General features: G+C 65.2%; 22 protein-coding genes. 14 read left to right on the plus strand and 8 right to left on the minus strand.

The genetic code is table 11. The features are described from left to right. Positions 1–10: 10 nt before the first annotated feature. The 4 genes from KVY23_RS05085 (at position 11) to KVY23_RS05100 (ending at position 3,355) form a co-directional block, all read left to right on the plus strand. Complete coding sequence (locus KVY23_RS05085) at positions 11–661, plus strand: ATP-dependent Clp protease proteolytic subunit (protein WP_075839373.1); 651 nt, start codon at positions 11–13, stop codon at positions 659–661. A 46-nt stretch (positions 662–707) separates the two neighbouring features. Further along, on the plus strand, positions 708–1,349 hold the full coding sequence (locus KVY23_RS05090) for an ATP-dependent Clp protease proteolytic subunit (RefSeq protein WP_075839372.1): 642 nt from the start codon (positions 708–710) through the stop codon (positions 1,347–1,349). A gap of 334 nt (positions 1,350–1,683) precedes the next feature. Further along, positions 1,684–2,964 (plus strand): ATP-dependent Clp protease ATP-binding subunit ClpX, encoded by a 1,281-nt coding sequence (clpX, locus tag KVY23_RS05095; protein WP_075839371.1) that lies wholly within the window; start codon positions 1,684–1,686, stop codon positions 2,962–2,964. Between the two features lie 109 nt (positions 2,965–3,073). Continuing rightward, a complete protein-coding gene (locus KVY23_RS05100; protein WP_075839407.1) occupies positions 3,074–3,355 on the plus strand; it encodes a SelT/SelW/SelH family protein in 282 nt (93 codons plus the stop codon). Here KVY23_RS05100 and KVY23_RS05105 read toward each other — a convergent pair. Genes KVY23_RS05105 through pcaH form a run of 6 tightly spaced genes read right to left on the minus strand, consistent with a single transcriptional unit; the run spans position 3,352 to position 9,331 of the window. Continuing rightward, positions 3,352–4,569 (minus strand): acetyl-CoA C-acetyltransferase, encoded by a 1,218-nt coding sequence (locus KVY23_RS05105; RefSeq protein ID WP_230555568.1) that lies wholly within the window; start codon positions 4,567–4,569, stop codon positions 3,352–3,354. The genes KVY23_RS05100 and KVY23_RS05105 overlap by 4 nt on opposite strands. After that, the gene (locus tag KVY23_RS05110) at positions 4,562–5,407 is read right to left on the minus strand and encodes an IclR family transcriptional regulator (protein ID WP_230555569.1); all 846 of its coding nucleotides are present in this window, start codon (positions 5,405–5,407) and stop codon (positions 4,562–4,564) included. The genes KVY23_RS05105 and KVY23_RS05110 overlap by 8 nt, the downstream gene beginning before the upstream one ends. After that, on the minus strand, positions 5,404–6,588 hold the full coding sequence (gene pcaD / locus KVY23_RS05115; protein ID WP_230555570.1) for a 3-oxoadipate enol-lactonase: 1,185 nt from the start codon (positions 6,586–6,588) through the stop codon (positions 5,404–5,406). The genes KVY23_RS05110 and pcaD overlap by 4 nt, the downstream gene beginning before the upstream one ends. Then, positions 6,588–7,934 (minus strand): lyase family protein, encoded by a 1,347-nt coding sequence (locus tag KVY23_RS05120; protein ID WP_230555571.1) that lies wholly within the window; start codon positions 7,932–7,934, stop codon positions 6,588–6,590. Before KVY23_RS05120 ends, pcaD begins: the two co-directional genes overlap by 1 nt. A 16-nt stretch (positions 7,935–7,950) precedes the next feature. Beyond that, entirely contained in the window at positions 7,951–8,589 is a 639-nt protein-coding gene (gene pcaG, locus KVY23_RS05125; protein ID WP_075839406.1) for a protocatechuate 3,4-dioxygenase subunit alpha, read from the minus strand. Further along, positions 8,582–9,331, minus strand: coding sequence for a protocatechuate 3,4-dioxygenase subunit beta (pcaH, locus tag KVY23_RS05130; RefSeq protein WP_230555572.1), 750 nt, complete (start codon positions 9,329–9,331; stop codon positions 8,582–8,584). The genes pcaG and pcaH overlap by 8 nt, the downstream gene beginning before the upstream one ends. Before the next feature lie 93 nt (positions 9,332–9,424). Here pcaH and KVY23_RS05135 point away from each other — a divergent pair, with 93 nt between their 5' ends. Together KVY23_RS05135 and KVY23_RS05140 are read left to right on the plus strand one after the other, a co-directional pair. Then, on the plus strand, positions 9,425–10,171 hold the full coding sequence (locus tag KVY23_RS05135; protein ID WP_230555709.1) for a CoA transferase subunit A: 747 nt from the start codon (positions 9,425–9,427) through the stop codon (positions 10,169–10,171). Continuing rightward, on the plus strand, positions 10,168–10,848 hold the full coding sequence (locus tag KVY23_RS05140; protein ID WP_230555573.1) for a CoA transferase subunit B: 681 nt from the start codon (positions 10,168–10,170) through the stop codon (positions 10,846–10,848). Before KVY23_RS05135 ends, KVY23_RS05140 begins: the two co-directional genes overlap by 4 nt. Here KVY23_RS05140 and fdhD read toward each other — a convergent pair. Continuing rightward, a complete protein-coding gene (gene fdhD / locus KVY23_RS05145; protein WP_230555574.1) occupies positions 10,842–11,669 on the minus strand; it encodes a formate dehydrogenase accessory sulfurtransferase FdhD in 828 nt (275 codons plus the stop codon). The genes KVY23_RS05140 and fdhD overlap by 7 nt on opposite strands. A 23-nt stretch (positions 11,670–11,692) precedes the next feature. Continuing rightward, positions 11,693–13,822 (minus strand): 4-alpha-glucanotransferase, encoded by a 2,130-nt coding sequence (malQ, locus tag KVY23_RS05150; protein ID WP_230555575.1) that lies wholly within the window; start codon positions 13,820–13,822, stop codon positions 11,693–11,695. A gap of 262 nt (positions 13,823–14,084) precedes the next feature. Between malQ and KVY23_RS05155 the strand changes: the two genes are divergently transcribed. From KVY23_RS05155 to KVY23_RS05190, 8 genes are all read left to right on the plus strand, one after another. Beyond that, a complete protein-coding gene (locus KVY23_RS05155; RefSeq protein ID WP_075839364.1) occupies positions 14,085–14,507 on the plus strand; it encodes an anti-sigma factor in 423 nt (140 codons plus the stop codon). Between the two features lie 74 nt (positions 14,508–14,581). Beyond that, positions 14,582–15,292, plus strand: a complete 711-nt coding sequence (locus tag KVY23_RS05160; RefSeq protein WP_230555576.1) for a SigB/SigF/SigG family RNA polymerase sigma factor — start codon at positions 14,582–14,584, stop codon at positions 15,290–15,292. Positions 15,293–15,371: 79 nt separating this feature from the next. Continuing rightward, positions 15,372–17,381, plus strand: a complete 2,010-nt coding sequence (locus KVY23_RS05165; protein WP_230555710.1) for a prolyl oligopeptidase family serine peptidase — start codon at positions 15,372–15,374, stop codon at positions 17,379–17,381. A gap of 56 nt (positions 17,382–17,437) precedes the next feature. After that, a complete protein-coding gene (locus KVY23_RS05170; protein ID WP_230555577.1) occupies positions 17,438–20,110 on the plus strand; it encodes a valine--tRNA ligase in 2,673 nt (890 codons plus the stop codon). Then, the gene (locus tag KVY23_RS05175; protein ID WP_230555578.1) at positions 20,107–21,504 is read left to right on the plus strand and encodes a folylpolyglutamate synthase/dihydrofolate synthase family protein; all 1,398 of its coding nucleotides are present in this window, start codon (positions 20,107–20,109) and stop codon (positions 21,502–21,504) included. The genes KVY23_RS05170 and KVY23_RS05175 overlap by 4 nt, the downstream gene beginning before the upstream one ends. Next, on the plus strand, positions 21,501–21,920 hold the full coding sequence (locus KVY23_RS05180) for a DUF4233 domain-containing protein (RefSeq protein ID WP_230555579.1): 420 nt from the start codon (positions 21,501–21,503) through the stop codon (positions 21,918–21,920). Before KVY23_RS05175 ends, KVY23_RS05180 begins: the two co-directional genes overlap by 4 nt. A 55-nt stretch (positions 21,921–21,975) precedes the next feature. Continuing rightward, a complete protein-coding gene (gene ndk, locus KVY23_RS05185; protein ID WP_230555580.1) occupies positions 21,976–22,389 on the plus strand; it encodes a nucleoside-diphosphate kinase in 414 nt (137 codons plus the stop codon). Between the two features lie 515 nt (positions 22,390–22,904). Beyond that, positions 22,905–26,510, plus strand: a complete 3,606-nt coding sequence (locus tag KVY23_RS05190) for a translation initiation factor IF-2 N-terminal domain-containing protein (RefSeq protein WP_230555581.1) — start codon at positions 22,905–22,907, stop codon at positions 26,508–26,510. Positions 26,511–26,650: the final 140 nt, after the last annotated feature.

Consider the following 26,650-nt stretch of genomic DNA (forward strand, 5'->3'; position numbering starts at 1 on the left):
CAACGATCGTATGGAAAAGGCAGGTACCGTGACTGTTCAGAATCCGGCGGCTTCGCACCAGCAGAGTCCCGTCATGACTTCGGCCGCTTCCGGCTTGAATCTCAGCGACTCCGTGTACGAGCGTCTGCTTCGCGAGCGCATCATCTTCCTCGGTACACAGGTCGACGATGACATCGCCAACAAGCTGTGCGCGCAGATCATCTTGCTCTCTGCTGAGGACGCCACCCGAGACATTCACCTGTACATCAACTCACCCGGTGGCTCGGTCACTGCGGGCATGGCCATCTTCGACACGATGGAATTCGCCGAGTGCGATGTCGCGACGTACGGCATGGGCCTGGCGGCCTCGATGGGCCAGTTCCTGCTCTCGGCAGGTGCCAAGGGAAAGCGCTATGCCCTCCCGCACGCACGCATCATGATGCACCAGCCGTCCGCCGGTATCGGCGGTAGTGCCAGCGATATCGCCATCATGGCCGAGCAGTTCGCGCACACCAAGCGTGAAATGGCCGAACTGATCGCGCTGCACACCGGTCAAACCGTCGAGCAGATCACCGAGGATTCTGATCGTGACCGCTGGTTCACCGCGACCGCGGCCAAGGAGTACGGCTTCGTGGACCACGTCGTCTCACGCGCGCGGCAGGCAGGTGGCACAGGCGTATAGACCGCCTGTAGCCGACACCCACGATCATTCACATCTTGGAGAAACGATGACCAACCTGTTCGATCCCAATCAGATGCCGTCCTCCCGGTACATTCTGCCGTCCTTCGTGGAGCACTCGAGCTACGGCGTCAAGGAGTCCAACCCGTACAACAAGCTCTTCGAGGAGCGCATCATCTTCCTCGGCGTGCAGGTTGACGACGCCTCCGCCAACGACGTCATGGCGCAGCTGCTGGTGCTCGAGGGGCTCGATCCGGACCGCGACATCACCATGTACATCAACTCGCCCGGCGGCTCGTTCACCTCGCTGATGGCGATCTACGACACGATGCAGTACGTGCGAGCCGACGTCGCCACGGTGTGCCTCGGTCAGGCCGCGTCCGCCGCGGCGGTACTGCTCGCAGCAGGAACCCCGGGCAAGCGAGCGGCGCTGCCCAACGCTCGCGTGCTCATTCACCAGCCCTCGAGCGGCGGCATCCAGGGCCAGGTTTCCGACCTGGAGATCCAGGCGGCCGAAATCGAGCGCATGCGACGGTTGATGGAGACCACGCTCGGGCGGCATACCGGCAAGGATCCCGATGTCATTCGCAAGGACACCGACCGTGACAAGATCCTGACCGCCGAGCAGGCAAAAGACTACGGAATCATCGACACCGTGTTCGAGTACCGCAAGTTGTCTGCGCAGAAGTAGCGTCACCAGGTATCGTCGCAGGACCGCTGACGTGGCGTCAGGTGAAGCTCGTCCACCGGGCGCCACGTCGGTCAGCGCAACGAGACACGCGGTGGGGTGCGGTCGGCACGGAGTGGGCCAGCACGAAACACAGTGATTCGAGAGGCTGTCGACAAATCGGACGGCGAATCACCGCAAAACAAGTCGCCCGGTTCTCCGGAACACGGGTACGGTCGGCTCAGGGCCCCATGGCCGTGGGGCGGCAAGGTGCACACGGTGGATCGACACGGGCAGGGATCGACACGGGCAGGTTGCATGGCTGCCGGACGCGGACAAGGAAGTAGGAACCTCGAAGATGGCACGAATCGGTGACGGTGGCGATCTGCTGAAGTGCTCTTTTTGCGGTAAGAGCCAGAAGCAGGTCAAGAAGCTCATCGCGGGACCAGGGGTGTACATCTGCGACGAGTGCATCGACCTGTGCAACGAGATCATCGAGGAGGAGCTCGCGGAGTCGAGCGAGGTCAAGCTCGATGATCTGCCGAAGCCCTCCGAGATCAAGGACTTTCTCGAGAACTACGTGATCGGGCAGGACACTGCCAAACGAACTCTTGCCGTGGCGGTCTACAACCACTACAAGCGCATCCAGGCCGGCGACAAGACCCGTGACGCACGGGGCGAGAGCGTCGAGCTGGCCAAGTCCAACATCCTCATGCTCGGTCCCACGGGGTGCGGGAAGACCTACCTCGCGCAGACGCTGGCGAAGATGCTCAACGTTCCGTTCGCGATTGCTGATGCGACGGCTCTCACCGAAGCGGGCTATGTCGGCGAGGATGTCGAGAACATCCTGCTCAAGCTCATTCAGGCAGCGGATTACGACGTCAAGCGCGCCGAAACGGGCATCATCTACATCGACGAGGTCGACAAGATCGCTCGCAAGAGCGAGAACCCCTCCATCACGCGTGATGTATCCGGTGAGGGCGTCCAGCAGGCACTGCTGAAGATCCTCGAAGGGACGCAGGCCAGTGTTCCGCCGCAGGGCGGACGCAAGCACCCGCATCAGGAGTTCATCCAGATCGACACGACCAATGTGTTGTTCATCGTCGCGGGCGCATTCGCCGGGCTCGAGAAGATCGTCTCCGATCGCGTCGGTAAGCGAGGACTCGGATTCGGTGCCGAGGTGCGGTCCAAGGCAGAGATCGATACTCAGGACCACTTCGCCGAGGTCATGCCCGAGGACCTCATCAAGTTCGGTTTGATCCCCGAGTTCATCGGTCGTCTGCCGGTGCTGGCCTCGGTGACCAACCTGGACAAGGAATCGCTCGTGACGATCCTGTCCGAGCCGAAGAACGCACTGGTCAAGCAGTACAGCCGGTTGTTCGAGATGGACAATGTCGAGCTCGAGTTCTCCAAGGATGCACTCGAGGCCATCGCCGACCAGGCCATTCTGCGTGGAACCGGTGCACGTGGCCTGCGCGCGATCTTGGAAGAGGTCCTGAACCCGGTGATGTTCGACATCCCGAGTCGCGACGATGTCGCGAAGGTGGTCGTGACCTCCGAGACGGTCAACGACAACGTGCTACCGACTATCGTTCCGCGCAAGCCCGAACGGCCGGAGCGCCGCGACAAGTCCGCGTAGCAACGCCTCTGAAGACAACCCATGAGACCCGGTCAGCGAGAATGCTGACCGGGTCTCGTGGTTTCGGTCCGGGGCGCGCGGGCTCGACGGAGCGGGCACAATCTGCGTCATGGATTTCAATCGCGTCACCATCGAGTACTGCACGCAATGCCAGTGGTTGCTGCGGGCAGGCTGGATGGCGCAGGAACTGCTGAACACATTCGGTCAGGAGTTGGGTGAGGTTGCACTCGTTCCGGGTACCGGAGGCGTCTTCCGCGTCGAGGTCGACGGCGAGCTGATCTGGGATCGAAAGGAGCGCAACGGTTTTCCTGAGATCACCGTGCTCAAGCAGCTCGTGCGTGACCGAGTCGCACCGGAGCGCGATCTCGGCCACGTCGACCGCACGTCCTAGCTGCTCCCGAATCGCTCGAAGATCGCGGCCAGGCCTTGGCCGCCGCCGATGCACATGGTTTCAAGTCCGTAGCGAGCCTCACGCCGCTGCATCTCACGCAGCAGCGTCGCGAGTATGCGGCCGCCGGTGGCACCGACGGGATGGCCCAGTGAAATCCCCGAACCGTTCGGGTTCAACCTCGGATCCTCCGGTTCGACTTTCCATGTGCGAAGTACGGCAAGAGTTTGTGCCGCGAAGGCTTCGTTCAACTCGATGACGTCCATATCTGCCAGAGTCAATCCAGCCCTGGACAGCGCCGCATCGCTCGCGGGTACAGGCCCGATGCCCATGGTGCGGGGCGGTACACCTGCGACAGCCCAGCTGACCAAGGTGGCGATCGGCCGAAGCCCGAGGGCTGCCGCCCGCTCCGGGGTCGTGACGATCGCCAGTGCGGCGCCGTCGTTCTGTCCGCTCGCATTGCCGGCCGTGACGGTCGACTCGGGGTCCACGCCAGCGCGAATGGCACGAAGCTTCGCCAGCGACTCGATGCTCGTATCGGCCCTGGGCTGCTCGTCGGTGTCGACGAGCAGTGGATCGGATTTGCGTTGTGGGACAGAGACTCCCACGATCTCCTCGGCGAAGATGCCGTTCTTCTGTGCGGCGACGGCTCGCTGGTGCGACTGCACTGCGAGCGCATCCTGATCCGCCCGGCTGATGGAGAATTCTGCCCGCAAGTTCTCCGCGGTTTCGATCATGCCACCGGGCACTGGGAAGTTCGCGCCGCCCGCGGTGACGCGCGCTCGCGCCAGTCGGTCGGACAAGGCGACGGCCTCGGCCTTGACGCCCCACCGCATGCCCGTCGCGTAGAACTCGGTTTGACTCATGCTTTCCACGCCGCCCGCCAGGACGAGGTCGTTGACCCCGGTCTGCACCTGCATGCAGGCCTGCAGCACCGCTTGGAGTCCGGATCCGCACCGCCGATCGACCTGCTGGCCGGGCACATCGACACCGAGACCGGCATCGAGAGCGGCGACGCGGCCGATCGCAGGTGCGTCGCCGTTGGGGGAGGCCTGGCCGAGAATGACGTCGCCGATATCGGATCCGGAGATGCCGGTGCGAGCGAGCAATTCGGTGATGACCGTCGCGGCCAGCGCTTGAGGAGAGATGTCGCGGAACACGCCACCGAACCGTCCGATGGGAGTGCGCAGCGGTTCGCAGATGACTGCGTCAGGCATGGAGGTGTCCTTTGTGATCGGTGGAATGCGAGTGCACGCGGTACAGGTCTTTTTCGATCGCCGAGGTTGCGTGCAGGAGGGCCGGCAGGAGGTGTTCGCGGGCAGCGTCGGCGCTGTGACGTGCGGCCTGAGTGGACACGTTCGCGGCCGCGACGACGGCCCCGGACTCATCGTGAATCGGCGCCGCGATCGATCTCAGGCCTTCCTCGAGCTCCTGGTCCACCAGGCAATAGCCCTGTGCGCGAACGAGATCGAGCTCATCCCGCAAGGCGGCGGTGTCGGTGATGGTCTTGCCGGTCAGTGCGGTGAGTTCGACACGCTGCAGGTACTCGTCGAGACGATCGGGTGGGAGCCCAGCAAGCAGAACGCGGCCCATCGACGTGGCGAATGCCGGGAAGCGGGTTCCGATGGTGATCGAGACCGTCATGATTCTGCTGACGGGAACGCGAGCGACATAGACGACGTCGTCACCGTCGAGGATCGAGACCGACGAGGATTCTCGGACCCGCTCGGCCAGCGATTCGAGGTGAGGACCTGCGACATCGGGTAGCGACAGGCTCGACAGGTAGCTGTAGCCCAGTTCCAACACCCGCGGCGTGAGCCAGAACAACGACCCGTCACCGCGAACGTAACCGAGGTCGACGAGTGTGAGCAGGAACCGCCGGGCGGTCGCGCGGGTGAGGTCGGTGGCCTTGGCGACGTCGGAGAGCGTTCTGCGTGGGTGTTCGGCGTCGAAGGCCCGGATCACCGCGAGTCCGCGCGCCAGGGACTGCACGTGATCGGGGGATGGCACCTTCGACCCGGCCGCAGGTAGCTCGGTGGTGTGGGGGTCGGTCATGTGCTCTCCGCTTCCTTCGACTCGGCCAGCGCCGCGTCGGCCATGGCGAATGCTGCGTTGCTGTTGGGAACTCCCGCGTAGACGGCTGTATGCAGGAACACCTCGGAGAGTTCGTCTGCGCTCAGACCTGCTCGTAGAGCTGCCCTGATGTGCATGTCCAATTCGTGTCGATTGCCGACTGCGGTGAGGATCGCCAGCGTCAACAAACGGCGGGTTCGATGATCGAGTCCCGCACGCGCCCAGACATCACCCCAAGCCGTTCGGGTGATGAAGTCCTGAAACGGCGCGGTGAACTCGGTGGTGCGTTCGATGCTGCGATCGACATGAGCGTCGCCGAGCACGGAACGCCGCACGCGCATCCCCGCCTCGTGCGCCGCCCTCCTACCGCTTTCGTAGGCATCGTCGTCGATGCGGGGAGAAATGTGATCGAGGATCAGGCGGCTCACTTCGCCTGCCTGCTCGACGTTCGCTAGGTGCGCGGCAGGGGAGAGCACATGCATTGTCGAGCGAGCGACGCCGTCGGCCAGGATTCTCGCCTCCGCAGGTGGTGTCGCCGGATCCTGTTCTCCCGCGACGATGAGCGTGCGGGCAGTGATGCGCCCGAGGTCGGCGCGGTTGTCCCAACCGGCGAGTGCCTCGCAGCAGGATGCGTATCCCTCGTCCGGGGTGTCGGCGATCATCCGTCGGTGGCGAGCGAGGAGATCGGGATCGCGCACTGCGAGAGCAGAGGTGAACCACCGGCTCGTCACGGCGTCGGCCAGAGATTCGGTACCATCCGCGCGGGCAGCTTCGGCACGGTCTCGCCACGCCTGCGGTTCGCCGAAGCGTGCCGAGGTACACAGCAGCGTGAGGCTGCGCACGCGCAACGGTCGATGCACAGCGAGCCACTGAGCGATCGCGCCGCCGATCGAAAGACCGACCACGTGGGCGGAGTCGATCGAACGGACGTCGAGGACTGCGAGAACGTCCGCGGCGAGATCACCGACCGAGTAGGGGCCGGGCGGCACCGGTGAGTCACCGTGCCCGCGGAGATCGACAGCGATGACGTCGGCGACGGCAGCCAGCGCGCCGATCTGTGGATCCCACATCGACCGGTCGGAACCGAGCGAACCGATCAGCACCACTGTCGGCGCCGAGGGCGTCGGGGCGGCAGTGAAATCGTAGGACAGTTCGATACTCATCAGTGCCTTTCGGGCCGGGTGTCGGCGGCGGCGAGGACACGGTCGACGATGTCGTCGGCGTGCCCCAGATAACGGCCGGGCTCGAGCAGTTCCCGCACGGCGGCGGGCTCGAGGTATCGGATGACGTCGGGATGGGAGTCCAGTGCGGTGCCCGAGGCGCAAGCTGCGGTGACGATCTCGCGCGCCCGGTCGGTGTGCGTGGACAGAGCAGAGGTGACCCGCTCGGCAAGCAGAAGACCCCTGGTGATGGACAGATTGTGGGCCATGGCCTCGGGTTGGACCTGCAGGCCGGCGAGGCTTGCTGCCAGTCGGTGGGTGCCGCCACCGACTAGTCGGAGGATCTCGGTCAGTGTCTCCCACTCGGCATGCCAGGCGCCTGCGGCGCGTTGATGTTCGTGCTCCATCGATGCCAGCGCAGTCGCGACCAGGCCCGGCACCCGTCGGACGGCAGCGCGAGCGGTGATGGCCGCGACCGGATTTCGCTTGTGGGGCATCGCCGAGGAACCGCCCGGACTGTCCTCGCCGACCTCGCCGACCTCGGTCGAGGCGAGCAGGGTGATGTCGAGCGCCGGTTTGCCGATGGCTCCGGCAGCGATTCCCAGCGCGCCGACGATCTCGGCGATTCGGGTTCGATCCGTGTGCCAGGGAATACCCTGCCGCGCCAGCCCCAATTCGTCGGCGAGTGCGTCGGCGATGTCGAGTCCGTGCGGATGCAATGCGGCCAGTGTGCCGGCGGCACCGCCGAACTGGACCGCGACCGCGCTCTGGGCCCGAGCGAGTACGTCGTCGGCGCGCATGAGGCCCTCGGTCCATCCCGCGGCGACGACGCCGAATGTCGTCGGCAGGGCCTGCTGGCCGAGGGTGCGAGCTGCGGTGAGGGTGCCGCGATGTTGTCGAGCGAGCCGAGTACTCGAATCGATCGCGTCGCCGATGGAGGCGCGGACATCGACCAATGCCCGCCCGGTCAGCAGCATCAGTGCCGAGTCCAGGATGTCCTGACTGGTTGCTCCCGGATGGACCGCGCTTGCCGGAACTCCCAGTCGCGCAACCGCGGTTCGAAGGATCGTTACCAGCGGAATAACGGGATTGCCGCCCGCGGCCGCAGCGGCGCCCAGCGCGGTGATGTCCACGGCGCCGGGTTCGGCGAGGTCGCCGGCAACGGCACTGACGATCTCCGCGTGCCGGGGGTCGACCTGTCCGTATTTTGCGGCGACGCACGTCAAGGCTGCCTCGACCTCGAGCATCGCTGCGACCCATGCGTGATCGGATAGATCGGCGGCGTTGTCGCCGCCGAAAATCGGGTCGAAGAGCGGTCCACGGGTGTTCGGCTCGGGGGCGTTCGTCATCGGCTGGCTCCGCTCGTCACAGTTCGAAGAACGGGGTTTCGGCGCCGTCCGGGTCACTGTCCTGGACTACCACATCGAGGTGGTAGCCGGTGGCAGTAGCTCGCGCAATCAGCTTTTCGCGTGCTCCGGTACCGAGCGAAGCCAGGACCGGGTCGCTCGCGTTGGCCTCGGTTTCGTCGGGGAAGTAGATGCGTGTGACGAGCCGGTCCAGCATCCCGCGGGCGAAGATGGCGAGATCGATGTGCGGGGCTTCGGTCGAATCGTTCTCGGCAGGTAGGGGGCCGGGCTTGACGGTCCGCACACACGCGGTGCCGGTGGCGTCGGCGACAGCGCGACCGAGGCCGCGAAAGCCGGTGGGAACGAGCGGGACCGGACCCCTCGGATCGTCGGGATGGTCGAATCGCCCGGCCGCGTCGGCCTGCCACGTCTCGATCATCGCATCGGCCATGGGGGTGCGCTGCCCGTCGACGATGGTGACCGAGACCTCGATCGCTCCGTCAGCGTTCTCGGGTACAACGTCCGGGCCGTCGGCCCAGGGCAGCCCGATGTGGAGATACGGACCGACGGTCTGGGACGGCGTCTGACCGAACGGCACCGTGGTGAAGTTGCTGCCCGGCACCACTGCGTACCGGGGTGCGAACTCGTGCTCAGTCATCGTGGTCGTCACCTTCGAACGGAGTTGCGTTGCGTCCGCGTAGGACGATGTCGAAGCGGAAGCCGAGCGCCCAGTTGTCCAGCGTCGCCTCGTAGTCGAACACGCTGATCATGCGTGCGCGGCTCTCCTCGGGTGCGGAATTGAAGATCGGGTCCTGGAAGAACATCGGATCGTCCGGGAAGTACATCTGCGTGACGAGGCGCTGTGTGAACGCGTGTCCGAACAGTGAGAAGTGGATGTGCGCCGGCCGCCAGGCGTTGTGGTGGTTTCCCCACGGATACGCGCCGGGCTTGATGGTGGTGAAGCGGTAGTTGCCCTGCGCGTCGGTCATGACGCGACCGACTCCGTCGAAATGGGGATCGAGTGGTGCGGGCCAGTTGTCGCCGGCGTGCCGGTAGCGGCCACCTGCGTTCGCCTGCCAGACCTCGACGAGGGTGTTCGGCACTGCTCGACCGTCGCTGTCGAGCACCCGGCCGTGCACGATGATGCGTTGGCCTTCGGCTTCGCCTCCGCGTGCGAGCGTGAGGTCGGCGTCGGCCTCGGTGACGCGGCCCTCGCCCAGAACCGGACCGGTGATCTCGGTCAGGCGCTGGGGGAGGAGCAGTAGCGGTTGTTTCGGGTGTCGCAGCGAGGTGGTGCGGTAGTCGGCGAAGTCGCGTGGCGCGTGGATGCCGGTCTGGTCTCGGTAGGGGCCGGCGGTGGCGGTTCGCGCCGCCGCAGGGATCGGTGGTGGACGAAGCATCGGGTGTTCCTCCCGGGGTGACGGTACGCAGTCTGTTCGTATGACGGCGGTATGTTCACAATACGCACATTCTTCGGTAGTGTGGTCGACATGATGAACAAAGTCGTGGCGAGTGCCGCCGAAGCAGTAGCCGACATGCCGGACGGCGTCTCCGTCGCCGTCGGAGGCTTCGGGCTGGTCGGCGTGCCGGAGATCCTGATCGCGGCGGTGCTCGATCAGGGCGCCACCGATCTCGAGATCATCAGCAACAACTGCGGCACCGATGGTGTCGGGCTCGGCGTGCTGCTGGAGAAGCGTCGAATTCGGCGCACCATCAGCTCCTATGTCGGATCGAACAAGGAATTCGCCCGGCAGTACCTGTCCGGTGAGCTGGAAGTGGAACTCACCCCGCAGGGAACTCTTGCCGAGCGCCTCCGCGCCGGTGGTGCGGGTATCCCCGCCTTCTTCACGCCCGCCGGGGTCGGCACGCAAGTTGCCGACGGCGGTCTCCCGCTTCGGTACGACGGATCGGGGGGTATTGCCGTGGCGAGTCCACCCAAGGAAACACGCGAATTCGACGGCACCACCTACGTGATGGAACGCGGCATCGTCGCCGATTACGCCCTCGTGCACGCCTGGAAAGGCGACCGCCATGGCAACCTCGTCTTCCGCGCCAGCGCACGCAACTTCAACCCGCCAGCGGCGGCATCCGGGCGAATCACCATCGCCCAGGTCGAGCACCTCGTCGAACCCGGCGACATCGGGCCCGACGACGTACACACCCCCGGCATTCACGTCCAGCGTGTGGTCCACGTCGGCAAGGTCACCGCAGGAATCGAACAGCGAAGGGTGCGAACATGAGTGAGTCCAATACGATCGCGGCGGGACCGAAGCTGACCCGCGAACAGATGGCCGCCCGGGTTGCCGCCGAACTGAGCGACGGTGAATACGTCAACCTCGGGATCGGCATGCCGACACTCGTCCCCAACTTCATTCCGACCGACATCACCGTGGTGCTGCACTCGGAGAACGGCGTCCTCGGCGTGGGTCCGTACCCGACCGAGGACGAACTCGACCCCGAGGTGATCAACGCCGGAAAAGAGACCATCACCGTGCTGCCAGGGGCGTCGTACTTCGATTCCTCGCAGTCCTTCGGAATGATCCGCGGTGGGCAGGTCGACGTCGCAGTCCTCGGCGCCATGCAGGTCAGCGCCACCGGCGATCTCGCCAACTGGATGATCCCCGGCCACATGGTCAAGGGGATGGGCGGAGCGATGGATCTCGTCCACGGCGCTCGGCGCGTCATCGTGATGATGGAGCACGTGTCCAAGAAGGGCGAGCCGAAGATCCTCGAGCGCTGCACCTTGCCGCTCACCGGCGTGGGCTGTGTACAGCGCATCATCACCGACATGGCAGTACTCGACGTCACGGCCGACGGTCTCGTACTCGTAGAGACGGCGCCGGGCATCGGAGCGGACGAGGTACGCGCCGCGACGGGCGCAACACTCCTTGACGCTCCTGGTGTTCGAAACTACTGATGCTTGACGCGCTGCGTGTGTGAATAGAGGTTCATGTTCGCGCCGCGGAGGAAGCCGACGACCGTCAAACCCGCCTCCTCTGCCAAGTCGACGGCGAGCGAGGACGGCGCCGACACAGCCGCGAGAACTGGAATGCCGGACATCACCGCCTTCTGCGCCAGTTCGAACGAAGCACGTCCGCTGACCATCAACACCGCCCCGCGTAGCGGAATCAGGCTCTCGCCGGCCGCCCATCCGATCACTTTGTCGACCGCGTTGTGGCGGCCGATGTCCTCTCTCAGCACCAGCATGCGGCCGTCCGCGGTGAACAGTGCCGCGGCGTGCAGACCGCCGGTGGAGTCGAACACCTTCTGAGACCGGCGCAGAGTGTCCGGCAGTGTTGCCAGCACCGACGTCGTGACCACCACATCGTCCGCGGCCGGCGAATGTGACGTCTTCGAACGGATTGCGTCGAGCGAGCCCTTGCCGCAGACACCGCACGAGGACGTGGTGTAGAAATTGCGTGCGATACCGGCCTCCGGTGCGGCGACGCCCGGCGCCAAGGTGATGTCGAGGACGTTGTACGTGTTCTGGCCGTTCTCGTCCACGCCGTCGCAGAACCGCGCGAGAGCGATGTCCTCGCGGCTGGTGATCATTCCTTCGGTGAGCAGGAAGCCGTGCGCAAGCTCAACGTCGTGTCCGGGTGTGCGCATCGTGACCGCCAGAGCTGCGCCGTTCACCCTGATCTCGAGTGGTTCCTCGACGACGAGCGTGTCCGGCCGAGTCGTCACGTGCGGACCACGGATCCTGACGACCGGTCGCCGAGCGGTTATTCGTCCCATGAATTCGATTATGCCGCTGCGCGCTACCGGCGCAGCGCCGCCACCAGAGACAGCATCCGCGGATGACCGACGAGATCGTCGACCCACACCGCCTTGCCATGGTCATCGGCCAACGGCACCTGCCAGTTCGAGTACTGGGTCTCGTCGGTACCCGGTTGATTCTGGATGCGATTTTCCCCGACCGCATCGACAAGGGCGACACCGATCAACACCGACGGGCTGCGCCGAATCAGGCGGTGCAAGGCCTCGACGGTGTCCTGCTCCGAAGCCCGATCGGGCAACAGATCACGTTGGCGCGCGAGATCGAGCACCGACTCTCGGCCCTGAGCATCGTGTTCGGTCTCCGCCTCCAGATCGCGTTCCAACAGTCCGAGGCGAGAACGCAGTGCGATGTGTTCGCCGCGGAGGTAGCCGACCGTCGGCGGAAGGTCGTGGGTGGTGACCGATGTCAGACACTGCTGCCGGTACGACTCGGGCGCGCGCGGTGCATCACCGTCGGTCTCGAACCACAGAATCGAGGTTCCGAACACGCCCCGCTGGCCGAGGTACTCCTGCACCTGGGGCTCGAACACCCCAAGGTCTTCTCCGACGACGACAGCGCCGGCGCGCTCGGCCTCCAGGACGAGGATGCCGATGAGGGCTTCATGGTCGTACGTCACGTAGGCGCCCTCACCTGGCGTCTCGGACTCCTCAGGTATCCACCACAGCCGGAACAAGCCCAGGATGTGGTCCACCCGCACACCCCCGGCGTGCCGCAGGATGGTCCGCAGCATGTCCCGGTACGGCCCGTAGCCCAACTCACGCAGGCGATCCGGATTCCAGGGCGGCTGGTTCCAATTCTGGCCCTGCTGGTTGAAGTTGTCGGGCGGTGCTCCGACGGTCACACCCTGGGTCAGGGCGTCGCCCAGGGACCACGCGTCGGCGCCGCGGCGGTGCACCCCGACGGCCAGGTCGTGCATGATCCCGATATCCATTCCGGCTGCCGTCGCCGCGTGCTGAGCGCGATCGAGCTGCTCGTCGCAGATCCATTGCAACCACTTGTGAAACCGCACCCTGGCGGCCTCGGACTCGCGAAACTCGGTGACGAAATCGGTGTCGGGGTGTGCCGCCCGCTCGCGCCACACCTCGTGTTCCGGGTCGAATTTCTCGGCGAGGGCACACCACAGCGCGAAGTCCTCGAGGCCGCGTCCTTCACGATCGCAGAAGGCGTCGAACCGGGCCTGACGAGCCGGGGAGAGGGCGACTCGGTGAATGCGTCGTAGTGCGCGAAGTTTGGCGCGGAACGAGGGATCACGATCGATGCGTTTGGTGCGCTTGTTCGCCTTGTCGAAGCTCCGTGCCAGTCCCCGGATCTTCGCGTACTGATCACGGGGGAGGTAGCCGATCTCGGGGATGTCCTCGACCCTGATGTACATCGGATCGAAGAATCGTCTCGTCGTCGGCAGATACGGCGACGCCTCGACCGGTGGCCGGGGGCGTTGAGCATGGAGCGGGTTGACGAGGAGGTAGTCGAAACCGTGCGCGGCCCCGGTGACGTCCGCGAGGTCGGCGAGGTCGCCGTAGTCGCCCACCCCCCAGGATCGATCGGATCGGATCGAGTAGAGCTGAGCTGCCAGGCCTATTCGTTGACGGTCCAGCAGGGCATCGTTCGCCGAGAGTCGACGCGGAGTGACCACCAGCTGGCATGTCGATTGGCTGCGGTGCACCGAGTCGGGCGCGCTGGTGGCGGTGATGGTGTGCCAGCCGACGGGGATGTCACCGGGAATGTCGAACGTGGCGCGCCCTACGAGAATGCCGTCGACCTCTCGGGGATCGATCCAGATCTGCAGCTGCGCCAAAGGCAGGCTCTCGCCCGATTCGTGAGTCAGGTGGACGGCCACCGGATCTCCGTGCGCGACGTGAACGGAGACCTGAGCGCCATCGCCCGCCACTGTGACGACGACCGGCGGTAGCATCCGCCGCCACGGGGCATTTTCGAGATCGGCAGTCGACGAGGCCACCTCGGCCTCCGTGTCCGCAGCTATCCCGCGTGCCCGAAGGATGCGTTGCAGAGTCGTGTCGGACACTTCGTTCTCCGACTGGTCCCATCCCCGGTACTCCGTCGAGATACCGCATTTCCTGGCGAGCTCGCGCAACTGCGTCGTGTAGTCCACACTGCGATCGTGCCAGCACTGATCGCTCTCGTCACCCGGTGCGGCCGGCGTGGATGGGGGCGCATGTGCGCCGAACCGAACCGCGAGCACGCGCGGGATTGAATTTCGGTGCCCTGGGTACCCTGTTCGCGGTCGAGACGGGCTCGTCGTAGTAAGACATAAGCGCTATCAGCGGAAAATGGATCGGTATCAGCAACAAACGTAGTAGTTCGGACAATAGTGACATGACCGAAGATCTCGAGACGACGGATAGGGAGCGCGAATGACTGGCGTTGGCAAGATCGAAGAGCTGGAACGAAATTCCGGCGCACCGGTCGAGCTGCGCGTGATCGCGGACGCCGATCAGTTACCGGTGGTTCGCGCAGTTGCGGAGACTCTGGCCGTGCTGGGCGATTTCACCCTCGACGACATCGCGGATATCAAGCTGGCCGTGGACGAGGTGTGCTCCCAGCTCATCGCGGGTGCGGTTCCGAGTGCCGAGCTGACGTGCTCCTTCGTTGTCGGCGAAAGCGGCATGCAGATCACGACGACCTCGGTTGTGCACGAGGGGCGCGTACCCAAGTCCGACAGCTTCGGATGGCATGTTCTGCAGACGCTCACCGATTCCATCTCGCTGAGCGCGTCCTCGGTCCCGAACGGGTCGTCCGTGGCGGTGGACGTGGTCAAGCGGAGGAGCAACAACTAGTGCCCGTGCCGTACGAAAAATCGACGCGGCGTCAGTCGGACGATTACAGCGAAGTCGTACCCCTCATTCAGCAAATGCAGACACTGGACGCGGACTCACCGGAGCGCCAGGTCCTACGCGATCGCATCATCACGCGCTGTCTGCCTCTCGCCGAACACATCGCGCGTCGCTTCGGCGGACGCGGCGAAGCACACGAGGATCTCCTCCAGGTGGCACGGCTCGGTCTGGTCAACGCCGTCGACCGTTTCGACATCGAGCGCGGCTCCGACTTCGTCTCGTTCGCCGTTCCCACCATCATGGGCGAGGCACGTCGTTACTTCCGTGACGCGGGCTGGTCGGTACGGGTGCCGCGAAGGATGAAGGAGCTCAACTCCTTGATCTCGGGGGCGGTGGGGACGCTGTCGCAGAAGTTGGGGCGGGCACCAACCGCGAGTGAAATCGCTGCCGAACTGGGCATCGATGTCAAAGAGGCCTCGCAGGCCCTGCTCGCGCGCAGTGCCTATCAGACGGTGTCGGTGGATTCTGTCGTCAGCGACGACCGGCTGCCGCTGATGGACACGTTGGGCGCGAACGATCCTGAACTCGAAAAGATGGAGAGTTATCTCACGGTCCGACCCGCTCTGGAGAAGTTGCCCGAGCGTGAGCGTCAAATTGTGATCCTGCGCTTCTTCGGATCGATGACGCAGACCCAGATCGCAGACAGGATGGGCATCTCGCAGATGCACGTGTCCAGAATTCTCTCCCGCACGCTCATTCAATTGCGGGAAGAACTCGGACAGGGCTGAGCGGCGCCGGCCCGTGTCGCAAGTAGCATCGGCTGACCCCGATGAACGAGATCTCCCAGGAGCGCCGCCAGTGCCGACTATGCCGCCAGTGCCGACCACGATCTTCGACGACCTCGACGACTACGTGGCCGCGCCGCGGGTGACCGATCTCGCTGTCGCTCCGAACGGGTCCCGTGCGATCGTTGCGCTCTCGCAGCTGGCCTCGGACAAGACCAGCTACGTCAGTGCACTGTGGGATATCGACGTTGCGGGAACGCGTCCGGCTCAGCGTTTGACCTGGAGCGATGACGCGGCAACGGGGCCGGCTGTCACCGCCACAGGTGATCTGCTCTTCCTGCGGCGGAAGTCCTCGGACGACGAGGCGTTGTCGGTCTGGACTCTGCCCGGCAGCGGCGGCGAGGCGCACGTGCTCGCCACTCGCGGCGCGTCCTGCACCGGGATTCGAGCCGCCCTGTCCGCGGACTCGTTCGTTCTCGCCTCCGATGTCCATCCGTCGGCAGACACCGAGGCCGAGGACGACCGAATTCGACTGTTGCGCAACGAACGTAAGGTCGGCGCGATCCTGCATACCGGCTATCCGATTCGGCACTGGGATCACGATCTCGGACCGGCGACCCCGCACCTGTTCACAGGCCGGACCTCCCACGAGGCAGCCGACCCGCAGTTGCGGCGGATCACCGCCAGAGCTGAATCAGCCCTGCACGAGGCGTCGTACGCCCTCTCCCCGGACGGGTCGTTCGTCGTGACGACTTGGACCGTGCCCGGCGTACTCGCGGCCTCGAGAACGGTGCTGGTGCGCATCGATATCGCCTCCTCGACTTCCACGATCCTGGTCGACGACGATGCGGCAGATCTCGGCTCGCCGGCCATCTCGCCCGACGGCACCCACGTCGCGTTCCTCCGCGAATCACTGTCCACTCCCGAGGACGCACCTCGAACGACGTTGCAGCTGTACTCCTTCGGCGACGGCACCGTCACGGATGCGGCTCCCGGATGGGACCTGTGGCCGGCCGCTCCCACGTTCTCCGCCGACGGATGCGGTGTCCTCGTCGTGGCAGACGAGAACGGGCGGGCGCCGATCTTCGAGGTTCGCGACGGCACGGCAAGACGAATCACACACACCGACTCGGCCTACAGCCACGTCCACGCGACCAGCGACGGCTCCATCTTCGCGCTCGAGGCGTCGTATTTGCAGCCTCCGCACCCCGTGCGTATCGACGCCGCTACCGGAGCGGTGACCTCGCTGCCTCTCGGCGAGGATGCGCCCCAACTTCCGGGCGTCCTCACCGAGATCGACACGACCGCCGCGGACGGTCGAGGTGTGCGCGCCTGGTTGGCCCAGCCGTCCGAGGCCTCGGAATCGGCGCGGGTACCGCTGGTGCTCTGGGTGCACGGTGGCCCGCTGGCCTCGTGGAATACCTGGTCTTGGCGCTGGAACCCGTGGCTACTGGTGGCCAAAGGGTACGCGGTTCTGCTGCCGGATCCGGCACTGTCCACCGGCTACGGCCAGGACTTCGTGCAGCGAGGGTGGGGGAGGTGGGGCAAGGAACCGTTCACCGATCTGATGGCCATCACCGACGCCGCGTGCGCGCTGCCCCAGATCGACGAGTCGCGGACCGCCGCAATGGGCGGCTCGTTCGGCGGATACATGGCCAACTGGATCGCCGGGCACACCGACCGATTCGACGCCATCGTCAGCCACGCCGGTTTGTGGGCGCTCGATCAGTTCGGCCCGACCACCGACGTCGCCTACTACTGGCAGCGGGAGATGTCGCCGGAGATGGCCGTGGAGAACTCGCCGCATCTCTTCGTGGCCGATATCTCCACTCCCATGCTCGTCATTCACGGTGACAAGGACTATCGAGTCCCCGTCGGCGAGGGTGTGCGACTGTGGTTCGAGCTGCTCAGCGAGTCGGGACTGCCCGCCGACGACGAGGGCAAGACCGATCATCGGTTCCTTCTTTACCCCTCGGAGAACCACTGGGTGCTGGCGCCCGAGCACGCGAAAATCTGGTATCAGGTCGTCTTCGCGTTCCTCTCCGAACACGTTCTCGGTGAGACGGTCGCCCTACCGGAGACGCTCGGCTGACGAGGCACCGAAAAGGGCGTGTCGGAGCGCTCGTACCGGACCACTAGAATCGACCGGTGACCAGTTCAGCGCCGAAGACTCCAGACAACCCCGCCGATGCATTGCCGAAAAGCTGGGATCCCAGCGCGGTAGAGGCAGATCTGTATCAGGGCTGGGTGGACGCTGGTTACTTCGAGGCCGACCCGAAATCCGACAAGCCCGCGTACTCGATCGTGCTGCCCCCACCTAACGTGACCGGCAGCCTGCATATGGGGCATGCGCTCGACCACACCCTGATGGACGCGTTGAGTCGCCGCAAGCGGATGCTCGGATTCGAGGTGCTGTGGCTTCCGGGAATGGATCACGCCGGGATCGCGACGCAAACCCTGGTCGAGAAGAAGCTCGCCGGCGAGGGCAAGACGAAGGAGGACTTCGGTCGCGAGAAGTTCATCGAGAAAGTCTGGGACTGGAAACGTGAATCCGGTGGCACCATCGGTGATCAGATGCGTCGGATCGGCGACGGTGTGGACTGGAGTCGCGAGCGCTTCACCATGGACGACGGACTCTCGCGTGCCGTGCAGACCATCTTCAAGCGGATGTACGACGACGGCCTGATCTACCGGGCCGAGCGTCTGGTGAACTGGTCTCCGGTTCTGCAGACTGCGATCTCGGACATCGAAGTCAAGTTCGAGGACGTCGAGGGCGAGCTCGTTTCGTTGCGGTACGGATCTCTGAACGACGACGAGCCGCATCTTGTCGTGGCCACCACCCGGGTGGAGACGATGCTCGGTGACACCGCTGTAGCGGTCCACCCCGAGGACGAGCGCTACCGCCATCTCGTCGGAACCACACTCGAACTGCCGTTGACCGGCAGAACAATCCCGATCATCGCCGACGAGTACGTCGATCCCGAGTTCGGTACGGGCGCAGTCAAGATCACGCCCGCGCACGACCCCAACGACTTCGAGATGGGGCTTCGGCACAACCTTCCGATGCCCACCATCATGGACAAGGCGGGCCGAATCACCGGCACGGGAACCGAATTCGATGGTCTCGACCGTTTCGAAGCCCGCGTGAAGGTCCGTGAAGCCTTGGCTGCTCAGGGCCGCGTCGTCGCGGAGAAGCGTCCGTATCTACACAGCGTCGGGCATTCCGAGCGCAGCGGCGAGTCCATCGAACCGCGGTTGTCGCTGCAATGGTGGGTCAAGGTCGACGGTTTGTCGAAGGCGGCAGGCGACGCGGTGCGGGGTGGCGACACGGTCATTCATCCCACGTCCCAGGAACCACGATGGTTCGCCTGGATCGACAACATGCACGACTGGTGCATTTCCCGTCAGCTGTGGTGGGGCCATCGGATACCGATCTGGTACGGCCCCGACGGCGAGACGATGTGTCTCGGCCCCGACGAGAGCGCCCCCGAGGGTTGGGAGCAGGATCCGGATGTTCTCGACACCTGGTTCTCCTCGGGTCTCTGGCCGTTCTCGACGATGGGTTGGCCGGACGCGACCGAAGACCTGGCCAAGTTCTATCCGACGAGCGTGCTCGTCACCGGGTACGACATCCTGTTCTTCTGGGTCGCTCGGATGATGATGTTCGGCACCTACGTCTCGTCGGACGCCTCGGTGGCAGCTGGTGAGAACGGTGGGAAGGTGCCCTTTCAGGACATCTTCCTGCACGGCCTCGTCCGCGACCAGTTCGGCAAGAAGATGTCGAAGTCACGTGGAAACGGGATCGACCCGCTGGACTGGGTCGACCGTTTCGGTGCGGATGCGCTGCGGTTCACCTTGGCGCGCGGCGCGAATCCGGGCGCCGACCTGTCGGTGGGCGAGGACCATGCGCAGTCGTCCCGCAACTTCGCGAACAAGCTGTTCAACGCCACCAAGTTCGCTCTGATGAATGGTGCTGCGCCCGCTGAACTTCCGGCGCGCGCAGAACTCACCGACGCCGACCGGTGGATCCTCGATCGCCTCGATCGTGTTCGGGGAGAGGTGGACTCGGCGTTCGAGCGTTACGAGTTCAGCAAGGCCTGCGAGACGCTGTATCACTTCGCGTGGGACGAGGTGTGCGACTGGTATCTCGAAATCGCCAAGGTGCAGTTCTCGGACGAGGCGCAGGCGGCGTCCACACGCGGTGTGCTGGGCAACGTGCTCGATGCTCTTCTTCGGCTGCTGCACCCGGTCGTCCCGTTCGTCACCGAGACGCTGTGGAAGGTGCTCACCGGCAACGAGTCCGTGGTCGTCGCGGCGTGGCCACAGGCCTCGGGTGAGGAGCCGGATCCCATTGCCACGCAACGAATCGTCGACATGCAGAAGCTCGTCACCGAGGTCCGGCGCTTCCGTAGCGACCAGGGGCTCAAGCCGTCGCAGAAGGTCGCAGCCAAGATCGTCGGCATCGATGAAGCGGACCTGCTCACGCAGGTGCCGGTGATCCGATCGCTCGCGCGTCTGACCGACCCGGAGGGCGAGTTCGACGCGACGGCCTCGGTCGAGGTGCGGCTGTCGGGAGCGACGGTGACCGTCGAACTCGATACGTCCGGCACGGTCGATCTCGTCGCCGAACGCGCTCGGTTGGTGAAGGATCTGGCGGCCGCGGAGAAGGAGCTGTCCCAGACCACCGGGAAGTTGAGCAACGAGGCTTTCCTTGCGAAGGCCCCGGACGCTGTCGTCGACAAGATTCGGACGCGTCAGCAGATCGCGATCGAGGAGATTGCTCGCATCAAGGCTCGGCTCGAAACGATGGGTGAGCAGTGAGCGACCCGGTCGATCTGGCCGAACTCGCGCTCGTGGAAGCCGAGCTCGACAAACGGTGGCCGGAAACGAAGCTCGAACCGAGCACCGCCCGCATCGCCGCTCTGATGGATCTGCTCGGGTCCCCGGAAAAGGCGTATCCGTCGATTCACGTGGCCGGCACCAACGGCAAGACGTCGGTGACCCGCATGATCGATGCACTGCTGACGCACTTCCATCGCCGGACAGGTCGCACCACCAGTCCGCACCTGCAGATGGCCACCGAGCGCATCGCCATCGACGGTGCGCCGATCACACCGCGGCTCTACGTCGACACGTACAACGAGATTGCCCCGTTCATCGAGATGGTCGACGCACAGTCCGAGGCTTCCGGCGGGCCGAGGATGAGCAAGTTCGAGGTCACGACCGCGATGGCATTCGCGGCGTTCGCCGAGGCCCCCGTCGAAGTTGCCGTCGTCGAGGTCGGGTTGGGTGGGCGCTGGGACGCGACCAACGTCATCTACGGCGAGGTCGCGGTGGTGACACCGATCGACGTCGATCACGTGGAGTTCCTCGGTACGGATCTGGCGGGTATCGCCGCAGAGAAGTCCGGGATCATCAAGAAGGCTCCGGAGATGCTGGTGCCGCGTGACACGGTTGCGATCATCGCCGAACAGAAGCCGGAGGTGGCGGACGTTCTGTTGCGCGCAGCGGTGGAAGCCGATGCCGCTGTTGCACGCCAGGGTTCGGAATTCCGCGTTCTCGCGCGCCGGATCGCCGTGGGTGGCCAACAGATCGAGCTGCAAGGCCTCGGCGGGGTCTACACCGACATCTTTCTCCCGCTGCACGGCGAGCATCAAGCGCACAACGCATCGCTCGCGCTCGCGGCGGTGGAAGCGTTCTTCGGGGCGGGAGCCGACCGCCGGCTCGATGTCGACATCGTTCGCGCCGCATTCGCTTCCATCGTCAACCCCGGACGCCTCGAACGGGTCCGGAGTGCCCCCACCGTGTTCCTTGATGCGGCACACAACCCCCATGGCGTGAAAGCACTGGCAGCGACGCTGGCCGACGAGTTCGATTTCCGAAAACTGGTGGGTGTCGTCAGCGTCATGGGTGACAAGGACGTCGATGCCATGCTCACGGCCCTCGAGCCGGTGTTCGACGAGATCGTGGTCACCCACAACGGGTCACCGCGCGCAATGGACGTCGAGGAGTTGGCCAATCTGGCCGTCGCGAAGTTCGGCGACGAACGTGTCGTCGTCGCACCTACCCTGCCGGACGCCCTCGAAACCGCCATCGGTCTGGCCGAGGAGGTCGCCGACCCAGGTGAGGCCGTCTCCGGTGCCGGCGTCATCGTCACCGGCTCGGTCGTGACTGCAGGCGCCGCCAGAACGATGTTCGGAAAGGAACCCGCATGAGCGAGGAAGACCAGGATCGCGCGCGCCCCGATCGGCAGCGCTTCAGACCGCCGACGACAGACCCGTGGAAAGGGTTCCGCGGCGTGGTCGCGGGCACACTGGTCCTCGAGGCGATCGTGGTGTTGCTGGCACTGCCGGTGGTAGCGAAGGTAGGTGGCGGACTCGGCTGGTTCTCCACCCTCTATATCGTCGGTGTCGGCGTCGCTCTCATCGTCGCTGCGGGAATGCAGGGCCGGCCGTCGGCAATGCAGATCAACATCGCCCTCCAGGTGTTCGTGCTGCTGGGCGTATTCCTGCACATCTCGATCGGCATCGTGGGGCTGATCTTCGGCTGCGTCTGGGCCTACCTCCTCTACCTGCGTAGAGACATCACCAGGCGCATCGAGAAGGGGATGCTGTACGGCCAACGGGACTGACCGGCTCTATCCCTGACCGTCGCATCACCTTGGCCGTCCACTACTGTCAGTGGTCGTGACTGAGCGCACCCTTGTACTTATAAAGCCAGACGGAGTAGCCCGCCGATTCGTGGGGGAGATTCTCGGCCGCGTCGAGAAGAAGGGACTCAGCATCGTTGCACTCGAGCTGAAGTCCGTTCCCCTCAACTTGGCCAGCGCCCACTATGCCGAGCACGAGGGAAAGCCGTTCTTTCCCGACCTGCTCGAATTCATCACCTCGGGGCCTGTTGTCGCGGCCGTCCTCGAAGGCCCGCGTGCCATCGCTGCGTTCCGTCAGATCGCAGGCGGCACCGACCCCGTCGCGAAGGCTGTTCCCGGCACTATTCGAGCTGATCTGGCCCTCGACGGGCAACAGAATCTCGTGCATGGATCCGATTCGGTCGAATCGGCCGATCGCGAGATCGCACTGTGGTTCCCGGCTCTTTCCTGACCTAGCTGCATAGTCCGTACGGACGACGCTTTCCTCCCGCCCGCCACGCCGCCGATGATGCGTTCTTGTGCGGTGTGGCGGGTTCGCTTCCCCCGGTATGGGATACTCGGAACGGTTGCTTTCACAGTTCGAGTTCCACCGACGACAAGTTTGCAGTACCTCACGACCCGCAGCACGCGAAGAACGTCACCGTGATGTTCTTCGTGAAGTGTCTTTCGTGAAGGCGACCGGATGACAACCGCGGTTCGATGCCCGTCATCGCTCCCGACGGTGTGGGATCCACTTTCACACCGACGGCTTGCTTGATGATCAGGCGCTCGGACTCGGCAACACCAAAGCCATCCAGCCAGGCTTTGCGCTCGGAGCGCCGACCACATAGTGGGCAGTGCACCGAATGCAGAGCAAGACCCGATCAACTGACGTCACACCGGCGTCAGCACACAAGGATTGCCCTCGCGTGGCCGCGTCACACCAGTTCGACGGGTGGACGCGCCCGGGGGCCCGAGGAGACATACGTGGCCGATCAAGCCCCGCCAGAAGATGTACAGAATTCGAACACGGGAAGTCCAGCAGGCGGCGACACCGCGTCTGCCGGTGAAACACCCACGTTCCCCAACCGTCTGCGTGTGCACGCGCTGGCAAAGATCATCGGTGTCACCAGCAAGCAGGTTCTCGCGAAGCTGAGCGAGCTCGGCATCGAGGCGCGCAGCGCGCAGTCCAGCCTCGGCCGTGACGACGCGGAGACAGTGCACTCGTCCTTCACCGCACCGGGCACATCCGTTCCCGACGTCCCTGTTGCGGTCACCCCGGACGTGGCGGGCGAGCAGGCTCCCGTTCCCGAGCAGGCTCCCGTTCCCGATCAGACTGCCGACCAGCGTGCGGAGACACTGTTCTCCAGGACGCCGGAACCGTTGAGCACCGATACGGATCCCGAGTCGGCACAGACTCGGCCATCGGTCGCGACCCCGCTGTTTCTGCAGCCCGAGGTTGCGGCCGAGCCGCCTCGCGCGCGCAGGCGCAGCCGCAAAGCTGCCGGCCCAGCCGAGGAGGCGGGCGCGTCCGAGCCCACTCAGCCGACTGAGCCCACCGCGACAACCCAGGCGACAGTCACCGACGCAGTCGAGTCCCCGGCGGTCGAGTCCCCGGTGGCCCTGGTCGACACAGCCGAGAAGACGGAAACCGGTGGCGGCAACGATACCGAAGAGGCCGGTACGTCACCGGGCTCGGACGACGACGACCAGTCGCAGCCGAGGCGTCGCAGGCGTGGGCGCCGCGGTCGCGGGCGTGGACGTGGTGACCAGTCCGGTGAGGACAACTCGGGTGAGGACAACTCGGGCGAGGATGTCGACGAGTCCACCGCTCGAGACACCGACTCGGACTCCGAGGACACGGACTCGGCGTCCGAGGACACGGACTCGGCGTCCGAGGGTACGGACTCGACCTCCGAGGACGCGGAGTCCGGTGAGGACGACAAGCCGACCGGTGAGCGTCGATCGCGTCGTCGCAGTCGTTCGCGCGGGGGAGCCAAGGCCTCCGACGCCACCGAGGACGCCGACGCGAGCGCAACGACCGATTCATCGGAATCGGAGAGCGACCTGGACGAGTCCGCGGCAGAGGGTTCTTCTGCCGATGCCTCCGCAGAAGACTCGGACGACGATCAGGACGGTTCCGACGGCTCGAGCCGTCGTCGCCGTCGTCGCCGTCGTCGGCGCAGCTCCGGTGAATCCTCCTCGGATGGTGCCGCCTCCGAGGACGATCCCCCCAACACCGTCGTGCATGAGCGCGAACCGCGGAACAAGTCGCGCGGCAGTGGCGGTGGCAGTGGCAAGGACGAGGTTCAGGGCATCACCGGCTCGACCCGTCTCGAAGCCAAGCGGCAGCGACGTCGGGACGGCCGCGACGCAGGGCGCAGGCGTCCACCGATTCTGACCGAATCCGAGTTCCTGGCACGGCGCGAATCCGTCGACCGCGTGATGGTCGTTCGCGAGAAGTCGCTCCCGGACCACGGCGACACCACGCAGGTCGCAGTGCTCGAAGACGGTGTTCTGGTGGAGCACTTCGTCACGAGCAGCGCCTCTGCGTCGATGGTCGGCAATGTCTACCTCGGACGCGTGCAGAACGTTCTGCCCAGCATGGAGGCAGCGTTCATCGACATCGGTCGCGGTCGAAACGGTGTGCTCTACGCCGGTGAAGTGAACTGGGATGCGGCAGGTCTGGGCGGCAACTCGCGCAAGATCGAGCAGGCACTCAAGCCAGGCGATCAGGTACTGGTCCAGGTCAGCAAGGACCCGGTCGGTCACAAGGGTGCCCGCCTGACAACGCAGCTCTCGCTCGCCGGCCGCTACCTCGTCTATGTTCCCGGCGGAAGTTCGACGGGGATCAGCCGCAAGCTCCCCGACACCGAACGCAAACGACTCAAGGAAATCCTCCGCGACATCGTGCCCGCCGAGGCCGGTGTCATCATCCGAACGGCCGCCGAAGGTGTCAGTGAGGAAGAGCTGGCGCGGGATGTCTCGCGGCTGCAATCTCAGTGGGCGACGATCGAGGAAGCGTCCGCGAAGGCCGAATCGGGCAAGGGCAGCCAGCCGCAGACGCTCTACGAGGAGCCAGACCTGCTGGTCAAGGTCATCCGCGACTTGTTCAACGAGGATTTCGTCAAACTCGTCATCGAGGGCGAGAAGGCCTGGACCACCACGTCGAACTACATCGAGTCGGTCGCGAACGACATGTTGTCGAAGCTCGAGCGGCACGAAGCGGAGCCGGGTCGGCCGGACGTGTTCGAGGCGCACCGCATCGACGAACAACTCGCCAAGGCACTCGACCGCAAGGTCTGGCTGCCGTCGGGCGGCACCCTGGTGATCGACCGCACCGAGGCGATGACCGTCGTCGACGTGAACACCGGGAAGTTCACCGGTTCCGGTGGCAACCTCGAGGAGACGGTGACGCGCAACAATCTCGAAGCTGCCGAGGAAGTCGTTCGGCAGATGCGCCTGCGCGATATCGGCGGCATGATCGTCGTCGACTTCATCGACATGGTGCTCGAGCAGAACCGCGATCTCGTACTGCGTCGGCTCACCGAGGCTCTCGGGCGCGACCGCACCCGGCACCAGGTCTCCGAGGTCACCTCGCTCGGTCTGGTGCAGATGACCCGCAAGAAGCTCGGAACTGGACTGGTCGAGGCGTTTTCCACCACGTGTGAGCACTGCCAGGGCCGGGGCATCCACGTTCATCCGTTCCCGGTCGAGACCAAGCCGGACGACGGCTCGCGGTCGGGCCCAGCGCGGGGCGAGTCGGGCGCGCCACGTAAGCGTCGCGGACGTGACAAGTCGGACAATGTGAATTCGACTTCGACAGTGGCCGAAACTCACGAGCCCGTGGTGGATCCGTCCATCAAACGTGCGCATCCGGTCGCACTCGCCATGGCGGCGCATCACGACGAGGTCGTCGACGATGTCACGCCCGCCGATGTCGTAGACACCATGCCGCAGGGCGGGGCGCCACAGGACGGTCCTGCTTCCGACGGAAGCGGGGCAGTCGAGGCGAGTACCCGGGTCATCGACGCAGCCGAGGTCGCGGCAGCCGTGGGTGACGCGGAGCCGACCCCGGTCGAAGAAATCCGGACGCCGAGCCGCCGCGTGCGTCGCAAGGCATCGCGGCCCACGACCTCGCCGTCTGTGGAACCCGAGCCCAGTTCGGCAGAAGACAGCACTCCAGGCGAGGCTGCAGCCTCGGCCGAGGTTGCTCCCGAGTCGGAACCGGCTCCCGAGTCGGAACCGGCACCCGAGCTGCAACCGACACCTGAGCCGCAACCGACACCCGAGCCGGAGACGGCCGAGGACGCTGTTCCTGTGGTGAAGGCCCGTCGTACCCGCCGCGTTGCCCGCAAGGCTGCGGCGCCAACTGCGGATACCCCGGATGCGGCTGCGGTGTTCGTCATCCCGGCGTCCTCGGACGGCGGGGGTGAGCCCGAGGAGTCGGGTCCGCCACCAGTCACGGCACCGGCGTTCGCGCAGGTCGATCCCCAGGTTGATGCCCCAGCGGTCGAACAGGAAGTCCCGGTCGGCAAGCCGCGTCGTCGGCGTGCGGCGGCGCGACCGGCTGGGCCGCCGGTCGACGCATAGGGCGCAGCAGACGGGCGGTTTGACCACGGCCGCCCGTCTGCCGTAACCTTGATAAGTCGCTTCCGGTGACACTGTTCTGCTGTGCCTAGACGCACATGGCCGCTTGCGGCCCGAGCGGACGCATCTACCCGGAAGCAAGA

This window comes from Rhodococcus sp. I2R (genome assembly GCF_020889545.1).
In the GTDB taxonomy this organism is placed as follows: domain Bacteria; phylum Actinomycetota; class Actinomycetes; order Mycobacteriales; family Mycobacteriaceae; genus Rhodococcoides.

Coding starts and splice junctions, on each gene's coding strand:
- KVY23_RS05085 (WP_075839373.1), top strand. CDS start 11: ATGGAAAAGGCAGGTACCGTGACTGTTCAGAATCCGGCGGCTTCGCAC.
- KVY23_RS05090 (WP_075839372.1), top strand. CDS start 708: ATGACCAACCTGTTCGATCCCAATCAGATGCCGTCCTCCCGGTACATT.
- clpX (WP_075839371.1), top strand. CDS start 1,684: ATGGCACGAATCGGTGACGGTGGCGATCTGCTGAAGTGCTCTTTTTGC.
- KVY23_RS05100 (WP_075839407.1), top strand. CDS start 3,074: ATGGATTTCAATCGCGTCACCATCGAGTACTGCACGCAATGCCAGTGG.
- KVY23_RS05105 (WP_230555568.1), bottom strand. CDS start 4,569: ATGCCTGACGCAGTCATCTGCGAACCGCTGCGCACTCCCATCGGACGG.
- KVY23_RS05110 (WP_230555569.1), bottom strand. CDS start 5,407: ATGACCGACCCCCACACCACCGAGCTACCTGCGGCCGGGTCGAAGGTG.
- pcaD (WP_230555570.1), bottom strand. CDS start 6,588: ATGAGTATCGAACTGTCCTACGATTTCACTGCCGCCCCGACGCCCTCG.
- KVY23_RS05120 (WP_230555571.1), bottom strand. CDS start 7,934: ATGACGAACGCCCCCGAGCCGAACACCCGTGGACCGCTCTTCGACCCG.
- pcaG (WP_075839406.1), bottom strand. CDS start 8,589: ATGACTGAGCACGAGTTCGCACCCCGGTACGCAGTGGTGCCGGGCAGC.
- pcaH (WP_230555572.1), bottom strand. CDS start 9,331: ATGCTTCGTCCACCACCGATCCCTGCGGCGGCGCGAACCGCCACCGCC.
- KVY23_RS05135 (WP_230555709.1), top strand. CDS start 9,425: ATGAACAAAGTCGTGGCGAGTGCCGCCGAAGCAGTAGCCGACATGCCG.
- KVY23_RS05140 (WP_230555573.1), top strand. CDS start 10,168: ATGAGTGAGTCCAATACGATCGCGGCGGGACCGAAGCTGACCCGCGAA.
- fdhD (WP_230555574.1), bottom strand. CDS start 11,669: ATGGGACGAATAACCGCTCGGCGACCGGTCGTCAGGATCCGTGGTCCG.
- KVY23_RS05155 (WP_075839364.1), top strand. CDS start 14,085: ATGACTGGCGTTGGCAAGATCGAAGAGCTGGAACGAAATTCCGGCGCA.
- KVY23_RS05160 (WP_230555576.1), top strand. CDS start 14,582: ATGCAGACACTGGACGCGGACTCACCGGAGCGCCAGGTCCTACGCGAT.
- KVY23_RS05165 (WP_230555710.1), top strand. CDS start 15,372: ATGCCGCCAGTGCCGACCACGATCTTCGACGACCTCGACGACTACGTG.
- KVY23_RS05180 (WP_230555579.1), top strand. CDS start 21,501: ATGAGCGAGGAAGACCAGGATCGCGCGCGCCCCGATCGGCAGCGCTTC.